Below are 16,814 nucleotides of genomic sequence, written 5' to 3'. Positions count from 1 at the left end.
TTTATACGCTTTTTGACAACATTTTTCTGTGGGTATGGATCGACATCACGATACCAAACCCGGCCATCAACACGATCAGTGCCGAGCCTCCGTAACTCACCAGCGGCAGCGGTACGCCTACCACCGGCAGAATACCACTCACCATACCAATATTTACGAAGACATAAACGAATAAAATCAGCATCAACCCGCCAGCCATGACGCGACCAAAGGTCGTTTGCGCGCGTGCTGCAATCCACAATCCCCGCATGATCAGCAGAACGTATAGGGCCAGGAGTATTAAGATGCCCACCAGCCCCAGCTCTTCCGCCAGGACGGCAAAGATAAAGTCGGTGTGACGTTCCGGTAAAAATTCCAGCTGCGACTGCGTGCCGTGCAGCCAGCCTTTACCGCGCAGGCCGCCGGAGCCAATCGCAATCTTGGACTGAATAATATGATAGCCCGCGCCCAGCGGATCGGTTTCCGGATCGAGCAGCATCATGACGCGCTGGCGCTGGTAATCGTGCATCAGGAAGAACCAGAGAATAGGGATGAACGCCGCAATCAGCACTACCGCGATACCAATCAGGCGCCAGCTCAGGCCCGACAGGAACAGGACAAACAGGCCGGAGAGCGCGATGAGGATAGAGGTACCCAGGTCAGGCTGTGCCGCAACCAGCAGCGTTGGCAGGAAAATCAGCACCAGCGCGATAGCGGTATTCTTCAGCGACGGCGGACAGACGTCGCGGTTGATAAAGCGTGCCACCATCAGTGGAACGGCGATTTTGGCAATCTCCGAGGGCTGGAAGCGGACAATACCCAAATCCAGCCAGCGCTGCGCCCCTTTTGAAATGGCGCCAAACGCATCGACCGCAACCAGCAAAATAATACAGAAGATGTAGAGGTAGGGTGCCCAGCCTTCGTAGACGCGCGGCGGGATCTGCGCCATCACCACCATAATGATCAGGCCCATGGCGATCTGGCCGATTTTACGCTCCATCATCCCGATGTCCTGGCCGCTGGCGCTCCAGATAACCAGCGCGCTGTAAACCAGCAGAGCCAGCAGGATCAGCAGCATGGCTGGGTCGATGTGGATTTTGTCCCACAGCGATTTTTTATTTGGATTATCCGTCATGATTATTGGTCCTCCGCCGCAGCGGCGGCCGGGTTTTCAGCCGGCAGTTCGGTGTTGTTATCACCCAGCATAATGTGGTCAAGGATCTGGCGCATGATGGTCCCTACTGCAGGTCCGGCACCGCCGTTCTCCAGAATCATCGCCACCGCGACCTGCGGGTTGTCATATGGGGCAAACGCCGTCATCAGCTTGTGGTCACGCAGACGTTCGGCAATGCGGTGCGCGTTATAGGTTTCGTTGGCTTTCAGGCCAAAGACCTGCGCAGTACCGGACTTCGCCGCCACTTTGTACGGCGTACCGGCGAAATACTTGTGGGCGGTACCGTTGGGGCGGTTTGCCACGCCGTACATACCGTCTTTCGCGATTTCCCAGAAGCCGGAATGAATGTCACCCACCGGCGCTTCGTGCGGCTGGTTCCACGGCACTTTTTTGCCGTCTTCAACCGTACTCTGCAGCAGGTGAGGCACTTTCACCACGCCGTCATTGATGAGGATCATCATGGCTTTGTTCATCTGAAGCGGCGTTGCCGTCCAGTAACCCTGACCGATACCCACCGGAATGGTGTCGCCCTGATACCACGGTTTTTTAAAGCGCTTCAGCTTCCATTCGCGCGTCGGCATGTTGCCGGAGCGTTCTTCCGCCAGGTCAACGCCGGTGTAGTGTCCGTAGCCGAATTTGCTCATCCATTCTGACAGGCGGTCGATCCCCATGTCATACGCCACCTGATAGAAGAAGGTATCCGCAGACTCCTCCAGCGATTTGGTGACGTTCAGATGACCGTGGCCCCATTTTTTCCAGTCGCGATAGCGCTTTTCTGAACCGGGCAGCTGCCACCAGCCTGGGTCAAACAGGCTGGTATTGCGGTTGATGACGCCAGCGCTCAGTGCCGAGACCGCCACGTACGGTTTAACCGTGGATGCCGGCGGGTAAACCCCTTGCGTCGCGCGGTTCACCAGCGGCGTGTTGGGGTCATTCAGCAGACCGGAGTAGTCTTTACTGGAAATGCCGTCAACAAACAGGTTCGGGTCATAGCTTGGCATAGACACCATCGCCAGGATGCCGCCAGTGCGGGGATCGGTGACCACAACGGCTGCGCGGCTGCCCGCCAGCAGGGTTTCAATATACTGCTGTAGCTTAAGGTCGAGGGTCAGATAGACGTCATGCCCCGCCTGAGGCGGCACTTCTTTAAGCTGGCGAATCACGCGGCCGCGGTTGTTAACCTCAACCTCTTCATAGCCGGTTTGCCCGTGCAGGACATCTTCGTAGTAGCGTTCAATACCGAGCTTACCGATGTCGTGCGTTGCGGCGTAGTTCGCCAGCTTGCCGTCTTTATCGAGGCGGTCGACGTCTTTGTCGTTAATCTTGGAGACGTAGCCAATCACATGCGTCAGCGCGGAGCCGTAGGGGTAGTAGCGACGCTTGTACCCCTTTACTTCCACGCCGGGGAAACGGTACTGGTTTACCGCAAAGCGGGCCACCTGGACTTCCGTCAGGTTGGTTTTAACCGGGATGGAGGTGAAACGGTGAGAGCGGGCGCGCTCTTTTTTGAAGGCGGCGATATCGTCGTCGTTAAGGTCGACAACGCTTTTCAGCGCTTCCAGCGTATCCTGAACGTTATCGACTTTTTCCGGCATCATCTCGATTTGATAGATGGTGCGGTTTAACGCCAGCGGGGTGCCGTTGCGATCGTAAATAATGCCGCGGCTGGGCGCGATAGGCACCAGCTTGATACGGTTTTCGTTGGAACGCGTCTGGTAGTCGGTAAAACGGACAATTTGCAGATTATAAAGGTTGGCGATCAGCACGCCGGTAAGCAGCAAAATCCCGGTGAAGGCGACCAGCGCCCTGCGCACAAACAGCGCGGACTCAGCCGTATAGTCGCGAAAAGAATTCTGTAGTTTCATCCGCTGCTTAATCTACCCTGGTCAGTCATTACTCGCGGTGATAGGGGTGGTTGGTAGTAATGCTCCACGCGCGATACAGGCTTTCTGCCACCAGTACCCGAACGAGCGGGTGGGGAAGCGTCAGCGCGGAGAGGGACCAACTTTGTTCTGCTGCCGCTTTGCAGGCAGGGGATAACCCTTCGGGTCCGCCAATCAACAGACTGACGTCACGGCCATCCTGCTTCCAGCGCTCCAGTTCGTGCGCCAGCTGCGGCGTATCCCAGGGTTTTCCTGGAATATCGAGGGTGACGATGCGGTTTTTGCCAGCGGCAGCCAGCATCAGTTCGCCCTCTTTATCGAGAATACGTTTGATATCGGCGTTCTTGCCGCGCTTACCGGCGGGGATTTCCACCAGTTCGAACGGCATGTCTTTTGGAAAACGACGCAGATATTCAGTAAAACCGGTTTGTACCCAGTCCGGCATTTTGGTGCCGACGGCGACCAGCTGCAACTTCACGCATTAACCCCAGAGTTTTTCCAGCTCATACAGGCGACGGCTCTCTTCCTGCATGACGTGGACAATCACATCGCCGAGATCGACAACCACCCAGTCAGCCGTCGCTTCACCTTCAACGCCGAGCGGCAACAGCCCTGCAGCACGTGATTCCTGTACCACGTGATCGGCAATTGAAACAACATGACGTGTGGACGTACCGGTGCAGATGATCATGCAGTCGGTAATACTGGATTTACCCTTAACGTCGATAGCGATGATGTCCTGACCTTTCAGGTCATCAATTTTGTCAATAACAAAATCCTGGAGTGCTTTACCCTGCAAGTTTTCCCCCTGGGGTGAATGAGATTGTAAAACGTTGAATTCGTAGCCAGACAGTATACCTGAACTCATGCCTGTATCGGGACAAAAGTCTCCGGTCGGGCTTTTGAAGGCGGGTATCATCCCACCCTCTGCCTGAGATTGCATCGCCATTTTTGTAAAACAATTTCTGTAAAGCAATCATCGGCGGGAAAGTCTGGCAGCGGAGAATAACAGTATGGCTTACCCTGTCAAGGCAGGATAAACAATAAGCCGCTTTTTATGCCCTCCGGCTATTCATCTGCGCTTTTCTGATACAAACCATGCGTATGGATATAGGCCAGCACCGGTGCGGGGAGCAGATCGTCACACGCTAAACCCTGCTGTAAGCGCTCGCGAATGAGGGTCGCAGAGATATCGAACCACGGCGTTTCGGCCAGATAAATCTTCCCGGCAGGCTGAGCGTGAAGATCTTCAACATTGGCGGTGAGATGATCTTCCAGCCACTGCTGGTACTGCGCTTCGCGCATGGTCAGCGGATAGCCAGGACGGCGGCAGACGAGCAGGTGGCTGTTCTCCAGAATGGTTTCATATTTATGCCATGTGGGGAAGTTCAGCAGGGAGTCCTGTCCGATGATAAAAGCCAGCGGCTGGTCTGGACCTTGTTCTGCGCGCCACTCCTGAAGCGTCTGCGAGGTCCAGGAGGGCGTATCGCGACGCAGCTCACGCTCGTCAAGCCGGAAGAGCGGCTTATCTGCGATGGCCAGGGCAAGCATCTCTTTTCGCTGCTCGCTGGTCGCCTCAGGCTGTGGACGATGGGGCGGGACATTGTTCGGCATGATGGTGACGCGCTGAAGGCCGATCAGATTCGCCAGAATTTCAACCGGCTTCAGATGCCCGTAGTGTACCGGGTCGAAGGTGCCGCCATACAGGGCCTGTAAAGAGTGCATACTATCCATCAATAAAAACGTCTGCCAGCGCCTTGTGGCAGAGCAGCAGGGAAAGGCTTTCCAGCTCTGCCCAGACCGACTGGCCGTAATCTTGTTTTAACGTGAGTTCGGCGCGCATCAGAAGCTGTACCGCCTGGCGAAGCTGTTCATGACTCAGGCGGTTGATGGCCTCGGTGGTCAAAGCCCGGCGATTTTGCCACACCCGGTGTTTATCAAACAGCGAACGCAAAGGCGTATGGGCAGACTGACGCTTGAGCGTAATCAGCAGCAGCAGTTCGCGCTGCAGGGTTCGCAGCAGAATAACCGGTTCGCTGCCTTCGAGGCGCAGCTGCTGCAGAATATGCAGGGCGCGTTTACTTTTTGCCGACAGCAGCGCGTCCACCCAGTGGAACGGCGTGAAGTGCGCCGCGTCGTTAACGGCCTGCTCGACGCGCGGCAAGGTCAGCTTGCCGTCCGGCCAGAGCAGGGAGAGTCTGTCCAGCGCCTGCGCCAGGGCCAGCAGGTTACCTTCATAGCAGTAGCAGAGCAGCTGGTTCGCCGCATCATCCAGCTGAAGGTTGTGCTGCTTCGCTCTCGCGGCGACCCATTTAGGCAGATGCGCCTGCTCAGGCGTCTGACAGGTGACCAGCACCGCGTGGGGCGCGAGTTGGGTAAACCATGCCGCGTTTTCCTGCGCTTTGGTCAGCTTGTTGCCACGCACAATCAGGATCAGATCGCTGTGTAAGAGGCTGACCAGCGTAGCGAGCTGCTCGTTCATCGCCGCGTTAGGCCCGTTTTCCGGCAGCAGGATCTGAATCGTCTGGCGTGATGCGAACAGGCTCATCGCCTGACAGAGCGAGAAGAGGGCGTTCCAGTCGGTATTGTTATCCAGCTGGACGGTGTGGTGTTCATCAAAGCCCTGCGCGGCGGCGGCATGCCGCACGGCATCCAGGCTTTCCTGAAGTAATAACGGATCGTTTCCAAGAAGCAGATACGCCGCGCGCAGCCCTTCATTGAGCTGCGCGCGGAGTTGTTCAGGATACAGCCTGATCATCATTTACCCAGAGAGTTAGCAGCAGGAAGCGTGCCATCAACCGGTTTATCAACAATGTCAGATCCTTGTTTGGTTGACGCTGCAATACTTGGCAGTTTACGGATCAGCTGTTCCGCCGCCTTGTCATACATTTCGTTGATGATAATCTGCTGTTCGGCATCTTTTGCCAGCGCCGTCTGCGGGTTATCGAAGAACGAACGGTACACTTTCGTGCTGATCGGATAGATGTCTTTACCCGGGATCAGAACTGCCGCGTTGACCGTCAACACCATTTGATACTCTGCGGTACGGCCATCCTGGAAGATAGACGCAGTGTCTCTCGACAGACCACTTCCTGTCACACGCAGAGACGGTACATCCTGACGCAGCGTCTGTTTCTCAACAAGCTCAACGCCGTTCAGACGCAGCTGATTGCGAATTGCCCGGCTGAGTGGACCGTTCGGATCTCCGGAATCAAAGATCATGGTTTTCATCTGAGCAGGCACCGCCGTGGTATTGCGCAGGTGCCAGCCGCAGCCAGCGGTAACAAGCACCGCCAGAGATAAGAGTATTGTTGCCAGTTGTCGCACGTTTCCTCCCGCGCTTAGCCAACGACCAGATTCAGCAGTTTACCCGGTACGTAGATCACTTTACGTACGGTAACGCCCTCAAGATATTTAGCGACCAGTGGTTCCTGGCCCGCGCGCTCGCGAACCTGTTCTTCGGTTGCATCGACCGCCACGGTAATTTTACCGCGGACTTTACCGTTCACCTGGACCACGACCAGCGTGGTGTTTTCCACCATCGCGGCTTCGTCAGCCTGCGGCCACGGCGCGTTGTCGATATCGCCTTCGCCTTTCAGCTCCTGCCACAGGGTAAAGCTAACGTGCGGCGTGAACGGGTTCAGCATGCGAACGACGGCCAGCAGCGCTTCACGCATTAAGGCACGATCCTGCTCGCCGTCCTGCGGGGCTTTCGCCAGCTTGTTCATCAGTTCCATAATAGCCGCAATTGCGGTATTGAAGGTCTGACGACGACCAATATCATCGGTCACTTTTGCAATGGTTTTATGAACATCACGACGCAGCGCCTGCTGATCTTCAGTCAGGGCGGCAGCGTTCAGCGCCGGGGCATCGCCCAGTGAGGTGTGCTCGTAAACCAGCTTCCAGACGCGTTTCAGGAAGCGGTTTGCGCCTTCCACGCCAGACTCCTGCCACTCCAGCGTCATGTCTGCCGGAGAGGCAAACATCATGAACAGACGCACGGTATCCGCACCATAACGCTCAACCATCACCTGCGGGTCGATACCGTTGTTTTTCGACTTGGACATTTTGCTCATGCCGGTGTAGACCAGCTCGTGACCTTCAGCGTCTTTCGCCTTCACGATACGGCCCTTCTCGTCGCGCTCAACGATCGCGTCAACCGGAGATACCCAGTTACGCTCGCCGTTCGCCCCGACGTAATAGAAGGCATCCGCCAGCACCATGCCCTGGCACAGCAGCTGTTTTGCAGGTTCGTCAGAGTTCACCATGCCCGCATCGCGCATCAGCTTGTGGAAGAAGCGGAAGTAGAGCAGGTGCATGATGGCGTGTTCGATACCACCGATGTTAGATATCTACCGGCAGCCAGTAGTTCGCTGCTTTGGAATCCAGCATGCCGTCCTGATACTGAGGACAGGTGTAGCGAGCATAGTACCAGGATGACTCCATAAAGGTGTCAAAGGTGTCGGTTTCGCGCAGCGCGGGCTGACCGTTGACGGTGGTTTTTGCCCACTCAGGATCGGCTTTGATCGGGCTGGTGATACCGTCCATGACCACGTCTTCCGGCAGGATCACCGGCAGCTGATCTTCCGGCGTTGGCATCACGGTGCCATCTTCCAGCGTCACCATTGGAATTGGCGCACCCCAGTAACGCTGACGGGAAACGCCCCAGTCGCGCAAACGGAAGTTAACTTTACGCTCGCCCACGCCAAGGGAGGCCAGCTTGTCGGCGATAGCGTTGAAGCCCTCTTCGAAGCTCAGACCGTTAAACTCGCCGGAATTGAACAAGGTCCCTTTTTCGGTCAGCGCTTGTTCGGACAGGTCTGGTTCAGAACCGTCAGCCGTCAGAATAACAGGCTTGATGGTCAGGCCATATTTAGTGGCAAATTCATAGTCGCGCTGGTCGTGACCTGGAACAGCCATCACGGCGCCTGTGCCGTATTCCATCAGTACGAAGTTGGCGGCCCAGACAGGGATCGCTTCGCCCGTCAGTGGGTGAATGGCTTTAAAGCCGGTATCAACCCCTTTTTTCTCCATCGTTGCCATATCGGCTTCGGCCACTTTCGTGTTGCGGCACTCGTCGATGAAGGTAGCCAGTTCCGGATTGTTTTCTGCCGCTTTCTGCGCCAGCGGGTGACCTGCGGCCACGGCCAGGTAGGTCGCGCCCATGAAGGTGTCCGGACGGGTGGTGTAGACGGTCAGGGTCTGGTCGTAGTTCTCAACGTTGAAGGTAATTTCCACGCCTTCAGAACGGCCGATCCAGTTGCGCTGCATGGTCTTAACGGTATCTGGCCAGTGGTCCAGATTATCCAGATCGTTCAGCAGCTCATCAGCGTAAGCGGTGATTTTAATAAACCACTGCGGGATCTCTTTACGCTCTACTTTAGTATCACAGCGCCAGCAGCAGCCATCGATAACCTGTTCGTTCGCGAGAACGGTCTGGTCATTCGGGCACCAGTTAACGGCAGAGGTCTTCTTGTACACCAGGCCTTTTTTGTACAGCTCGGTGAAGAATTTCTGTTCCCAGCGGTAATATTCCGGGGTACAGGTTGCCAGCTCGCGGCTCCAGTCATAGCCAAAGCCCAGCATTTTGAGCTGGTTTTTCATGTACGCGATGTTGTCGTACGTCCACGGTGCCGGCGCCGTATTGTTTTTGACCGCCGCGCCTTCCGCAGGCAGACCGAACGCATCCCAACCGATGGGTTGCAGAACGTTTTTGCCCAGCATGCGCTGGTAGCGCGCAATCACATCACCGATGGTGTAGTTACGCACGTGGCCCATGTGTAGTCGACCAGAAGGATAGGGAAGCATCGACAGGCAGTAATACTTCTCTTTGCTCTCGTCTTCGGTTACTTCAAAGGTGCGCTTCTCGTCCCAGTGTTGCTGGACTTTTGATTCTATCTCTTCCGGGCGGTATTGCTCTTGCATGGCAGCCAGTGGTCCTGTGTTCAATACAGCTACAAATGTAGCCAATGGATGTGGTAATTCAGATCCGCATAGCATAGCCCAAACGCCCGCGTCAAAACAGCCTTTCGCACAAATGCGCTTTGCAGGAATTTACCGGGTCTGTGCTTCACCTGACAAAGCGGCGCTGAAATAAGGTCTATTATTAGAAATAGTTACTTACCCGGGAGGCAATATGATGAACAAGGTTGCTCAATTTTACCGCGAACTGGTGGCGACACTGACGGAACGGCTGCGTAACGGCGAGCGTGATATCGACGCGCTGGTGGAGCAGGCGCGTGCCCGCGTGTCGCAAACGGGTGAGTTAACGCGAACCGAAGTGGAAGAGGTGACCCGCGCCGTGCGTCGCGATCTGGAAGAGTTCGCGCGCAGCTACCAGGAGAGTCAGGAGGAGGTCACGGACAGCGTTTTCATGCGGGTGATTAAAGAGAGCCTGTGGCAGGAGCTGGCCGATATCACCGATAAAACGCAGCTGGAGTGGCGTGAAGTCTTTCAGGATTTAAACCACCACGGTGTGTACCACAGCGGTGAAGTGGTCGGGCTGGGAAATCTGGTGTGCGAGAATTGCCACCATCATATTGCGGTGTATACGCCGGAGGTCCTGTCGCTGTGTCCGAAATGCGGCCACGATCAGTTCCAGCGTCGGCCATTTGAGCCCTAGGTAAAAGCGCAGGTTTGCGCCCTCTCCCCGTGGGAGAGGGCCGGGGTGAGGGCATCAGGCCGCACTACGCACTATAGTAAGCCAGTCTCTCCGCCAGCAAATCCACAAACGCCTCACGGTCAATATCCACCATCACCGTGGTATTCGGTTTATTCCCCGTCAGCGAGTAGTAGTCCACCACCGTCATCCCCTGGGTGTATTTCCCCTGCGTTTCGACGCCAACCCACCTGTGGACTGTGGTAAACATCTCCGGTTTTAACAGCCAGGCAATGGTGCACGGATCGTGCAGCGGCGCGCCGTGGAATCCCCATTTCTCGGCTTTGTGATACTCCATAAAGAAGTCGAGCAGCTCAGCCACGGTTGTCGCGACCGGATTGCCAACGGAGCGGAAGCGCTCGATGTCGTCTGCCATAATCTGCGCGCGATGCGTCACATCCAGCCCTGCCATCACAACTGGCAGGCCCGACTGGAAGACGATTTCCGCTGCTTCCGGGTCGACAAAAATGTTGAACTCTGCGGAAGGCGTCCAGTTTCCCAGGCCCATAGCCCCGCCCATGATGACGATACGAGCGATTTTGCTGTGCAGTTCAGGATGGCTGTTCAGCAGCAGCGCGACGTTGGTTTGCGGTCCCGTTGCCACCAGGGTGACGGGTTCCGCGCTCTCGCGCAGCACCTTTGCCATCAGCTCCACGGCGGTGCAGCTTTGCGGCGTGAAGCCAGGTTCCGGCAGCGCCGGACCGTCCAGCCCGCTTTCGCCATGCACGTTATCCGCAATAATTAATTCACGCATCAGGGGCTTGAGGGCGCCGCCGGCGACAGGAATATCCGTGCGCTTGAGCAGCGTCAGCATGCGCAAAACGTTACGCAGGGTTTTATCCGGCGTCTGGTTGCCGGCAGAAGAGGTGACGGCTTTGACGTCAAGCTCGGGGGAGGCAAGTGCAAGGACGAGCGCGATCGCGTCATCATGACCCGGGTCGCAATCGAAAATTATAGGTTGTGCCATAGCGTTCTCCATTCATAGCGTTATTTTGTGACAAGGTTAACGCTGCAATGGGGCACCGACGAGAAGAAGTGAGCGAAAGCGTGAGGCAGTGCGCAATCCGCAGATTGCGCACTGAGAAGGTTAGTGCAGGATTTTCGCGAGGAAATCTTTCGCACGTTCCGATTTCGGGTTGGCGAAGAACTCCTCTTTCGGGGAATCTTCAACAATTTTCCCTTCGTCCATGAAGATCACGCGGTTGGCCACCTTGCGGGCGAAGCCCATTTCATGGGTCACCACCATCATGGTCATCCCTTCGTGCGCCAGCTCGACCATCACGTCCAGCACTTCGTTGATCATCTCCGGATCGAGCGCCGACGTGGGCTCGTCAAACAGCATCGCCACGGGATCCATGCACAGCGCACGGGCGATCGCCACACGCTGCTGCTGGCCGCCGGAAAGCTGTGCCGGGAACTTATCGGCATGCGCAGAGAGGCCAACGCGTTCCAGGAGCTTCAGGCCTTTCTCGCGCGACGCTTTTTTATCACGCTTGAGCACTTTCACCTGGGCCAGCGTCAGGTTCTCAATAATGGAGAGGTGAGGGAACAGCTCAAAATGCTGGAACACCATACCAACGTGAGAGCGAAGCTGGGCAAGATTGGTTTTCTTGTCGTTGACTTTGGTGCCGTTGACGACGATCTCACCCTGCTGGACCGGCTCCAGTCCGTTAACGGTTTTGATCAGCGTCGATTTACCGGAACCGGACGGTCCGCACACCACTACCACGTCGCCTTTTTTCACTTCGGTGGAGCAGTCGGTCAGCACCTGAAAGTGCCCATACCATTTAGAAACATTTTTCAGGGAAATCATTGTACCGTCCTTTTCTTCAGCCAGCTGACCAACAGCGACGCGCTTAAACTAATCACAAAATAGACCGCTCCCGCAAAGAGCACCATCTCAACCTGCGTACCATCACGCTCACCGATGGTGGACGCGGTACGGAAGAAGTCTGCCAGGCTCAGCACGTAGACCAGGGACGTATCCTGGAACAGCACAATTCCCTGGGTCAGCAGGAGCGGAACCATGGCGCGAAACGCCTGCGGCAGAATAATGAGCTGCATGGACTGCCAGTGCGTCATCCCCAGCGCCAGCGCGGCGCTGGATTGCCCGCGGGAGATACTCTGAATGCCTGCACGGATAATCTCCGAGTAGTAAGCGGCCTCAAACATCGAGAACGCCACCATCGCCGAGATCAGACGGATGTCGGTTTTCGGCGACAGACCCAGCACGTTTTGCAGGAAGCCGGGCACGATCAGGTAAAACCACAGCAGCACCATTACCAGCGGGATGGAGCGGAACACGTTAACGTAGGCGGTCGCAAACCAGGCGAGCGGCTTAAAGCTCGACAGGCGCATAACGGCCAGCAGGGTGCCCCAGACGATACCGACGATAATGGCAATGACGGTGATTTTTAAGGTAATCATCAGTCCATCAAGCAGGTAAGGCATGGATGGAACGATAGAACTCCAGTCAAATTCGTACATTATTTGCCCCCCATGTTGCCCGGCAGGCGAATTTTGCGTTCAACCAGGTTCATCACCAGCATGATGAAAGCGTTAATCAGAACGTAGGCGAGCGTGATCGCGGTGAAGGATTCCCACGCGTGAGCGGAGTAATCCAGCAGCTTGCCCGCCTGCGCGGCCATATCGACCAGGCCGATGGTCGAGGCGATGGCCGAGTTTTTCACCAGGTTCATCATCTCGGAGGTCATCGGTGGAACGATGACGCGGTAGGCGTTAGGCAGCAGCACGTAGCGGTAGGTCTGTGGCAGGGTTAACCCCATCGCCAGACCCGCATTTTTTTGTCCGCGGGGTAATGACTGAATGGCGGCACGCACCTGCTCGCAAACGCGCGCAGCGGTAAACAGCCCCAGACACATCATGGAGGAGACAAAGAACTGCACATTCGGATCCAGTTCCGACTTGAACCACATGCCAATATTTTCCGGCAGTAGTTCCGGGATAACCAGATACCAGGTAAAGAATTGCACGATCAGCGGAACGTTACGGAACAGTTCCACGTACAGGGTGCCGAGTGTTGAAAGAAAACGGTTAGGGACGGTGCGCAGAATACCGAACAGAGAACCGACAAGAAACGCGATGATCCACGCCGTTATCGATAATGCCACGGTGACCTGAAAGCCGCTCCACAGCCAGCCAAGATAGGTGGTGTTGCCGAACGGGGCTTGTTGCAGGAATATGCCCCAGTTCCAGTCGATTGACATAATAAACTCCAGAAAAAAAAGGGTAGCAGCGCTACCCTCGAAGATTGGTGAGAAGCTCATTTTTCGCGCTGAGTGGGGAACGACCACTCAACGTATAGTCTGTCCATGCTTCCCGACAATCGAGAGGGCAGGAGATCCCGCCCCTGTTGTTCTAATTAGTTAAGAGCCTTGTCATTTGGAGATTTGAACAGCGCTTTCATGTCGTCTGACAGTTCAAAATTCATGTTCAGGTTTTTTGGTGGAATCGGGTTCTTGAACCATTTGTCGAACCATTTTTCCGCTTCGCCTGAGGTCTGCACCTGGGCGATGGTGTCATCGATCAGCTTTTTGAACTGCGGATCGTCTTTACGCAGCATACAGCCGTAGGCTTCTTTGGACTGCGCGGTACCGACGATATCCCAGTTGTCTGGTTTCTTCGCTTTCGCACGCTCGCCTGCCAGCAGGGCGTCGTCCATCATAAACGCGACGGCACGACCGCTTTCCAGGGTACGGAAGGAGTCGCCATGGTCTTTCGCGCTGATGATGCGCATATCCATTTTCTTCTCGTCGTTCAGCTTGTGCAGCAGCACTTCAGACGTGGTCCCGGAGGTGACAACGACCGCTTTCCCTTTCAGGTCAGCGAAGTCTTTGATCTCACCGCCTTTCTTCGTCAGCAGGCGGGTGCCCACAACAAAGATGGTGTCGGAGAAGGCAGCCTGCTTCTGACGCTCGAGGTTGTTGGTGGTGGAGCCACACTCGAAGTCAAAGGTGCCGTTTTGCAGCAGCGGAATACGGTTCTGTGAAGTGATGGGGATCAGCTTCACCTGCAGGTCAGGTTTGTTCAGCTTTTTCTTCACAGCTTCAACGATGGCGTTGGAGTAATCCTGTGAATAGCCCACGACTTTTTGCGTGTTGTCGTAGTAAGAGAACGGGACAGAAGATTCACGGTGGCCGACCACGATAACGCCGTTTTTGGCAATCTTGTCGAGAGTGCTGCCTGCTGCCGGAGCGTCTTCAGCGTGAACCACGCCTGCGGACATCCCCATAACCAGCATTGCTGTGGCCAGTTTACGTAATTGCATACCCAACTCCTTTTTTATCAGCGCCAGCGACGCATTGATACCCATTGTGATGTTGTTATATCTCGCGCAATGCGAGTGCAGTGTTATGCAAGCTTGTTAACATTTAGTCTGGCTTAATGTAAAGATTTTGCTGCGTTATTGTTTATTTTTGCGAAGCACGCCGCACCATTCAGAGGCAAATATCTCCCGTTGCACCGTTTCGGTGCTACCGATGATCTACGCTGGTGCGACAAAGTTGCACAGTAAGCCAAACTGCGTTTACCTGAATAAACAAAGCAATAGACGTGCCAGAATTGAAGTCTGGAGAGAATTGTCGGGTGGCGCTAACGCTTACCCGACCTACAAAAGCGAAACAGTAGGCCGGGTAAGCGTTAGCGCCACCCGGCAGGAAGAGGAGGGATTATCGACGACGCTGGCGCAGGCTCATCAGCACCGCGCCAAAGCCGAACAGCGCGGTCAGGATCCACAGCGGCCAGTTGCCGGTGCGGGCGTACGGCGTCAGCCCGGTGGTAGGAGTGACGCTGGTGGTCAGCACTTCACGGGTGAACTGTGGGATCATGGCCTGGATTTCACCCTGCGGACCAATCACGGCGGTGATGCCGTTGTTGGTGCTGCGCAGCAGCGGACGGGCCAGCTCCAGGGAGCGCATGCGTGCCATCTGGAAGTGCTGCCACGGGCCGATTGATTTACCAAACCAGGCATCGTTAGAGATGGTCAGCAGATAGTCCGTATCCGGGCGGAAGTTGTCGCGCACCTGCTCGCCGAGAATGATTTCGTAGCAGATGGCCGCCGTCAGGGCTGCGCCGTGCGCATGCAGCTGAGGCTGAACGTACGGTCCGCGGCTGAAGGAGGACATCGGCAGATCGAAGAACGGGGCCAGCGGGCGAAGAATTGACTCCAGCGGCACAAATTCACCAAACGGCACCAGGTGGTTCTTGTTGTACCGGTCAGTGGAGTGGTAGCTGTATTCGCTGTCTTTGCCGAGCGTAATGATGGTGTTGTAGGTGTCGTAGCGGTTCTGCTGATTCAGACGCGCATCGACAATCCCGGTGATCAGCGTACTGCCACGCGAGAGCAGCAGGTCGTTCATCATGTTGAGGAACGGCTGCTGGTTGATCTCCAGATCGGGAATAGCAGACTCCGGCCAGATAATCAGCTGCGATTTACCCATCACCTCTTCGGTGGCGTTGGCGTAGATCTTCAGCGTATTCAGCAGTTCTTTCTCGTCCCACTTCATCGACTGCGGGATATTCCCCTGCACCATGGAGACCTGCATGGCGCGCGCGGGCTCCGGCGTGAACCACTGGATATAGCGCAGCGGGAAGGGCAGGGCGAACAGCACCAGCGCCACAGCCAGCGGTTTCCAGCATCGTGAAACCAGCGCTAATACCAGCAGGCCGCTAACGACCATCAGCAGGAAGTTAATGGCCTCAACGCCCATGACTGGCGCCAGGCCTTTCAGCGGGCCGTCAATCTGACTGTAGCCGAACTGCAGCCACGGGAAGCCGGTCAGCACCCAGCCGCGCAGGAATTCGGTGATCTGCCAGACCACCGGCGCGGCAATGGCGACGCGCAGCCAGGTGGTTTTGGGCCACAGGCGAGAAAGGATGCCGGCGAACAGACCGGTATAGAGCGAGAGATACGCGGCGAGCAGTACCACCAGGAAGACGTTTACCGGGCCCGGCATACCGCCAAACTGGGCGATGCTGACGTAGACCCAGTTAATCCCTGAGCCAAACAGCCCCAGTCCCCAGAAGTAGCCAATAGCGGCAGCCTGCACCGGACGACGGTTCAGGGTCAAACCCTGAAGCCCCATCAGGGAGAGAACGGCCGCAGGCCAGATATCGTAAGGAGAAAAAGCCAGCGTACCGCTGGCTCCGAGTAACAGCGCCAGCAGCAAACGGACGCGCTGGCGTTCAAGCAATGGGGCAAATGCCATTTACATTAATCTTCCAGTTTTGGCACCGGTGAGTCGTCCGGCGTTCTGACGTGAACCTGTATAATACGTCGGCTGTCGGCCATGGCTACTTTGAACTGGTAACCGTCGATGTCAACGGTCTCTCCGCGCGCCGGGAGGTGGCCAAAGGCCTGCATCACCAGCCCGCCAATGGTATCGACCTCTTCATCGCTGAAGTGGGTCCCGAAGGCGTCGTTGAAGTCCTCAATGGAGGCCAGCGCCCGCACGGTCCAGGTGTGGCGGCTGAGCTGACGGAAGTCGATATCCTCTTCTTCGTCATACTCATCTTCGATTTCGCCCACGATCAGCTCAAGGATATCCTCGATCGTGACCAGACCGGAGACGCCACCAAATTCATCAATAACAATCGCCATGTGGTAACGCTGAGAGCGAAACTCTTTCAGCATCCGATCCACACGTTTACTTTCCGGCACAACCACGGCCTGGCGTAACACTTTTTCCATGCTGAAGGCTTCGGCATCGCTGCGCATAAACGGCAGCAGATCTTTCGCCATCAAAATCCCTTCGATGTGATCTTTGTCTTCGCTGATGACCGGGAAACGCGAGTGGGCGGATTCGATGATGACATCGAGACACTCGTCCAGCGTCTGGTTACGTTTCAGGGTGATCATCTGCGAGCGGGGAATCATGATATCGCGAACGCGCTGGTCGGCGATGTCCATAACCCCTTCGAGCATTTCGCGCGTATCTTCGTCGATAAGGTCGTTCTGCCCGGAATCACGAATCAGTTCCAGCAGTTCATCACGGTTTTTCGGTTCGCCGTGGAAAAGCTGGTTCAGAATGAGGGAGAAAAATCCCTTTTTACTGGTTGTCGTGTCGCTACTGTGTGAATTGTCGTCGCTCATGGCGTTTGT

General features: G+C 55.9%; 15 protein-coding genes and 1 pseudogene. 1 reads left to right on the top strand and 15 read right to left on the bottom strand.

Translation table 11 applies throughout. The annotated features are described in order from the left end of the window. Position 1: 1 nt before the first annotated feature. The 8 genes and pseudogenes from mrdB to leuS all read right to left on the bottom strand — a co-directional run bounded on the left by mrdB (position 2) and on the right by leuS (position 8,961). Positions 2-1,114, bottom strand: coding sequence for a peptidoglycan glycosyltransferase MrdB (gene mrdB, locus HMPREF3143_RS00380; protein WP_008501037.1), 1,113 nt, complete (start codon positions 1,112-1,114; stop codon positions 2-4). Between the two features lie 2 nt (positions 1,115-1,116). Beyond that, positions 1,117-3,018 (bottom strand): peptidoglycan DD-transpeptidase MrdA, encoded by a 1,902-nt coding sequence (gene mrdA, locus HMPREF3143_RS00375; protein ID WP_023293034.1) that lies wholly within the window; start codon positions 3,016-3,018, stop codon positions 1,117-1,119. A gap of 28 nt (positions 3,019-3,046) precedes the next feature. Then, positions 3,047-3,514: a 23S rRNA (pseudouridine(1915)-N(3))-methyltransferase RlmH gene (rlmH, locus tag HMPREF3143_RS00370; protein ID WP_003858701.1), complete on the bottom strand. Its 468-nt coding sequence runs from the start codon at positions 3,512-3,514 to the stop codon at positions 3,047-3,049. Between the two features lie 3 nt (positions 3,515-3,517). Next, entirely contained in the window at positions 3,518-3,835 is a 318-nt protein-coding gene (rsfS, locus tag HMPREF3143_RS00365) for a ribosome silencing factor (RefSeq protein ID WP_003858696.1), read from the bottom strand. A gap of 269 nt (positions 3,836-4,104) precedes the next feature. Further along, the gene (gene nadD / locus HMPREF3143_RS00360) at positions 4,105-4,770 is read right to left on the bottom strand and encodes a nicotinate-nucleotide adenylyltransferase (protein ID WP_032635581.1); all 666 of its coding nucleotides are present in this window, start codon (positions 4,768-4,770) and stop codon (positions 4,105-4,107) included. Next, positions 4,763-5,794: a DNA polymerase III subunit delta gene (holA, locus tag HMPREF3143_RS00355; RefSeq protein ID WP_025912715.1), complete on the bottom strand. Its 1,032-nt coding sequence runs from the start codon at positions 5,792-5,794 to the stop codon at positions 4,763-4,765. The genes nadD and holA overlap by 8 nt, the downstream gene beginning before the upstream one ends. Further along, complete coding sequence (lptE, locus tag HMPREF3143_RS00350; protein ID WP_008501042.1) at positions 5,794-6,363, bottom strand: LPS assembly lipoprotein LptE; 570 nt, start codon at positions 6,361-6,363, stop codon at positions 5,794-5,796. The genes holA and lptE overlap by 1 nt, the downstream gene beginning before the upstream one ends. Before the next feature lie 14 nt (positions 6,364-6,377). Then, positions 6,378-8,961 (bottom strand): annotated as a pseudogene (gene leuS, locus HMPREF3143_RS00345) (leucine--tRNA ligase). A 214-nt stretch (positions 8,962-9,175) separates the two neighbouring features. Here leuS and HMPREF3143_RS00340 point away from each other — a divergent pair. Then, positions 9,176-9,658 (top strand): zinc ribbon-containing protein, encoded by a 483-nt coding sequence (locus HMPREF3143_RS00340; RefSeq protein ID WP_023617134.1) that lies wholly within the window; start codon positions 9,176-9,178, stop codon positions 9,656-9,658. Between the two features lie 64 nt (positions 9,659-9,722). Here the strand turns inward: HMPREF3143_RS00340 and rihA are convergent, their stop codons facing one another. The 7 genes from rihA to corC form a co-directional block, all read right to left on the bottom strand. Then, a complete protein-coding gene (gene rihA, locus HMPREF3143_RS00335; protein WP_008501045.1) occupies positions 9,723-10,661 on the bottom strand; it encodes a pyrimidine-specific ribonucleoside hydrolase RihA in 939 nt (312 codons plus the stop codon). A gap of 120 nt (positions 10,662-10,781) precedes the next feature. Further along, complete coding sequence (locus tag HMPREF3143_RS00330; protein ID WP_014883001.1) at positions 10,782-11,507, bottom strand: amino acid ABC transporter ATP-binding protein; 726 nt, start codon at positions 11,505-11,507, stop codon at positions 10,782-10,784. Then, complete coding sequence (gene gltK, locus HMPREF3143_RS00325) at positions 11,504-12,181, bottom strand: glutamate/aspartate ABC transporter permease GltK (RefSeq protein ID WP_008501047.1); 678 nt, start codon at positions 12,179-12,181, stop codon at positions 11,504-11,506. Before gltK ends, HMPREF3143_RS00330 begins: the two co-directional genes overlap by 4 nt. Continuing rightward, positions 12,181-12,921: a glutamate/aspartate ABC transporter permease GltJ gene (gene gltJ, locus HMPREF3143_RS00320; protein ID WP_008501048.1), complete on the bottom strand. Its 741-nt coding sequence runs from the start codon at positions 12,919-12,921 to the stop codon at positions 12,181-12,183. Before gltJ ends, gltK begins: the two co-directional genes overlap by 1 nt. 155 nt (positions 12,922-13,076) lie before the next feature. After that, positions 13,077-13,982 carry an amino acid ABC transporter substrate-binding protein gene (locus HMPREF3143_RS00315; RefSeq protein WP_008501049.1) on the bottom strand — a complete coding sequence of 302 codons (906 nt, stop codon included), beginning with the start codon at positions 13,980-13,982 and terminating at the stop codon, positions 13,077-13,079. Positions 13,983-14,382: 400 nt separating this feature from the next. Next, a complete protein-coding gene (gene lnt / locus HMPREF3143_RS00310; protein ID WP_032674364.1) occupies positions 14,383-15,921 on the bottom strand; it encodes an apolipoprotein N-acyltransferase in 1,539 nt (512 codons plus the stop codon). A 5-nt stretch (positions 15,922-15,926) separates the two neighbouring features. Next, the gene (gene corC / locus HMPREF3143_RS00305; protein ID WP_021242574.1) at positions 15,927-16,805 is read right to left on the bottom strand and encodes a CNNM family magnesium/cobalt transport protein CorC; all 879 of its coding nucleotides are present in this window, start codon (positions 16,803-16,805) and stop codon (positions 15,927-15,929) included. Between the last annotated feature and the right edge of the window lie 9 nt (positions 16,806-16,814).

The organism is Enterobacter sp. HMSC16D10 (genome assembly GCF_001807145.1).
Classification (GTDB): Bacteria; Pseudomonadota; Gammaproteobacteria; order Enterobacterales; family Enterobacteriaceae; genus Enterobacter; species Enterobacter roggenkampii.
The sequence above is the reverse complement of the archived record's forward strand: the minus strand, read 5'-3'. Positions and strand labels throughout refer to the sequence as shown.

Bases quoted from the DNA above. Each gene is read 5' to 3' on its own strand.
- HMPREF3143_RS00315 (WP_008501049.1), bottom strand. From the start codon at position 13,982: ATGCAATTACGTAAACTGGCCACAGCAATGCTGGTTATGGGGATGTCC.
- holA (WP_025912715.1), bottom strand. From the start codon at position 5,794: ATGATCAGGCTGTATCCTGAACAACTCCGCGCGCAGCTCAATGAAGGG.
- nadD (WP_032635581.1), bottom strand. From the start codon at position 4,770: ATGGATAGTATGCACTCTTTACAGGCCCTGTATGGCGGCACCTTCGAC.
- HMPREF3143_RS00340 (WP_023617134.1), top strand. From the start codon at position 9,176: ATGAACAAGGTTGCTCAATTTTACCGCGAACTGGTGGCGACACTGACG.
- rihA (WP_008501045.1), bottom strand. From the start codon at position 10,661: ATGGCACAACCTATAATTTTCGATTGCGACCCGGGTCATGATGACGCG.
- corC (WP_021242574.1), bottom strand. From the start codon at position 16,805: ATGAGCGACGACAATTCACACAGTAGCGACACGACAACCAGTAAAAAG.
- mrdA (WP_023293034.1), bottom strand. From the start codon at position 3,018: ATGAAACTACAGAATTCTTTTCGCGACTATACGGCTGAGTCCGCGCTG.
- HMPREF3143_RS00330 (WP_014883001.1), bottom strand. From the start codon at position 11,507: ATGATTTCCCTGAAAAATGTTTCTAAATGGTATGGGCACTTTCAGGTG.
- lnt (WP_032674364.1), bottom strand. From the start codon at position 15,921: ATGGCATTTGCCCCATTGCTTGAACGCCAGCGCGTCCGTTTGCTGCTG.
- mrdB (WP_008501037.1), bottom strand. From the start codon at position 1,114: ATGACGGATAATCCAAATAAAAAATCGCTGTGGGACAAAATCCACATC.
- gltJ (WP_008501048.1), bottom strand. From the start codon at position 12,921: ATGTCAATCGACTGGAACTGGGGCATATTCCTGCAACAAGCCCCGTTC.
- gltK (WP_008501047.1), bottom strand. From the start codon at position 12,181: ATGTACGAATTTGACTGGAGTTCTATCGTTCCATCCATGCCTTACCTG.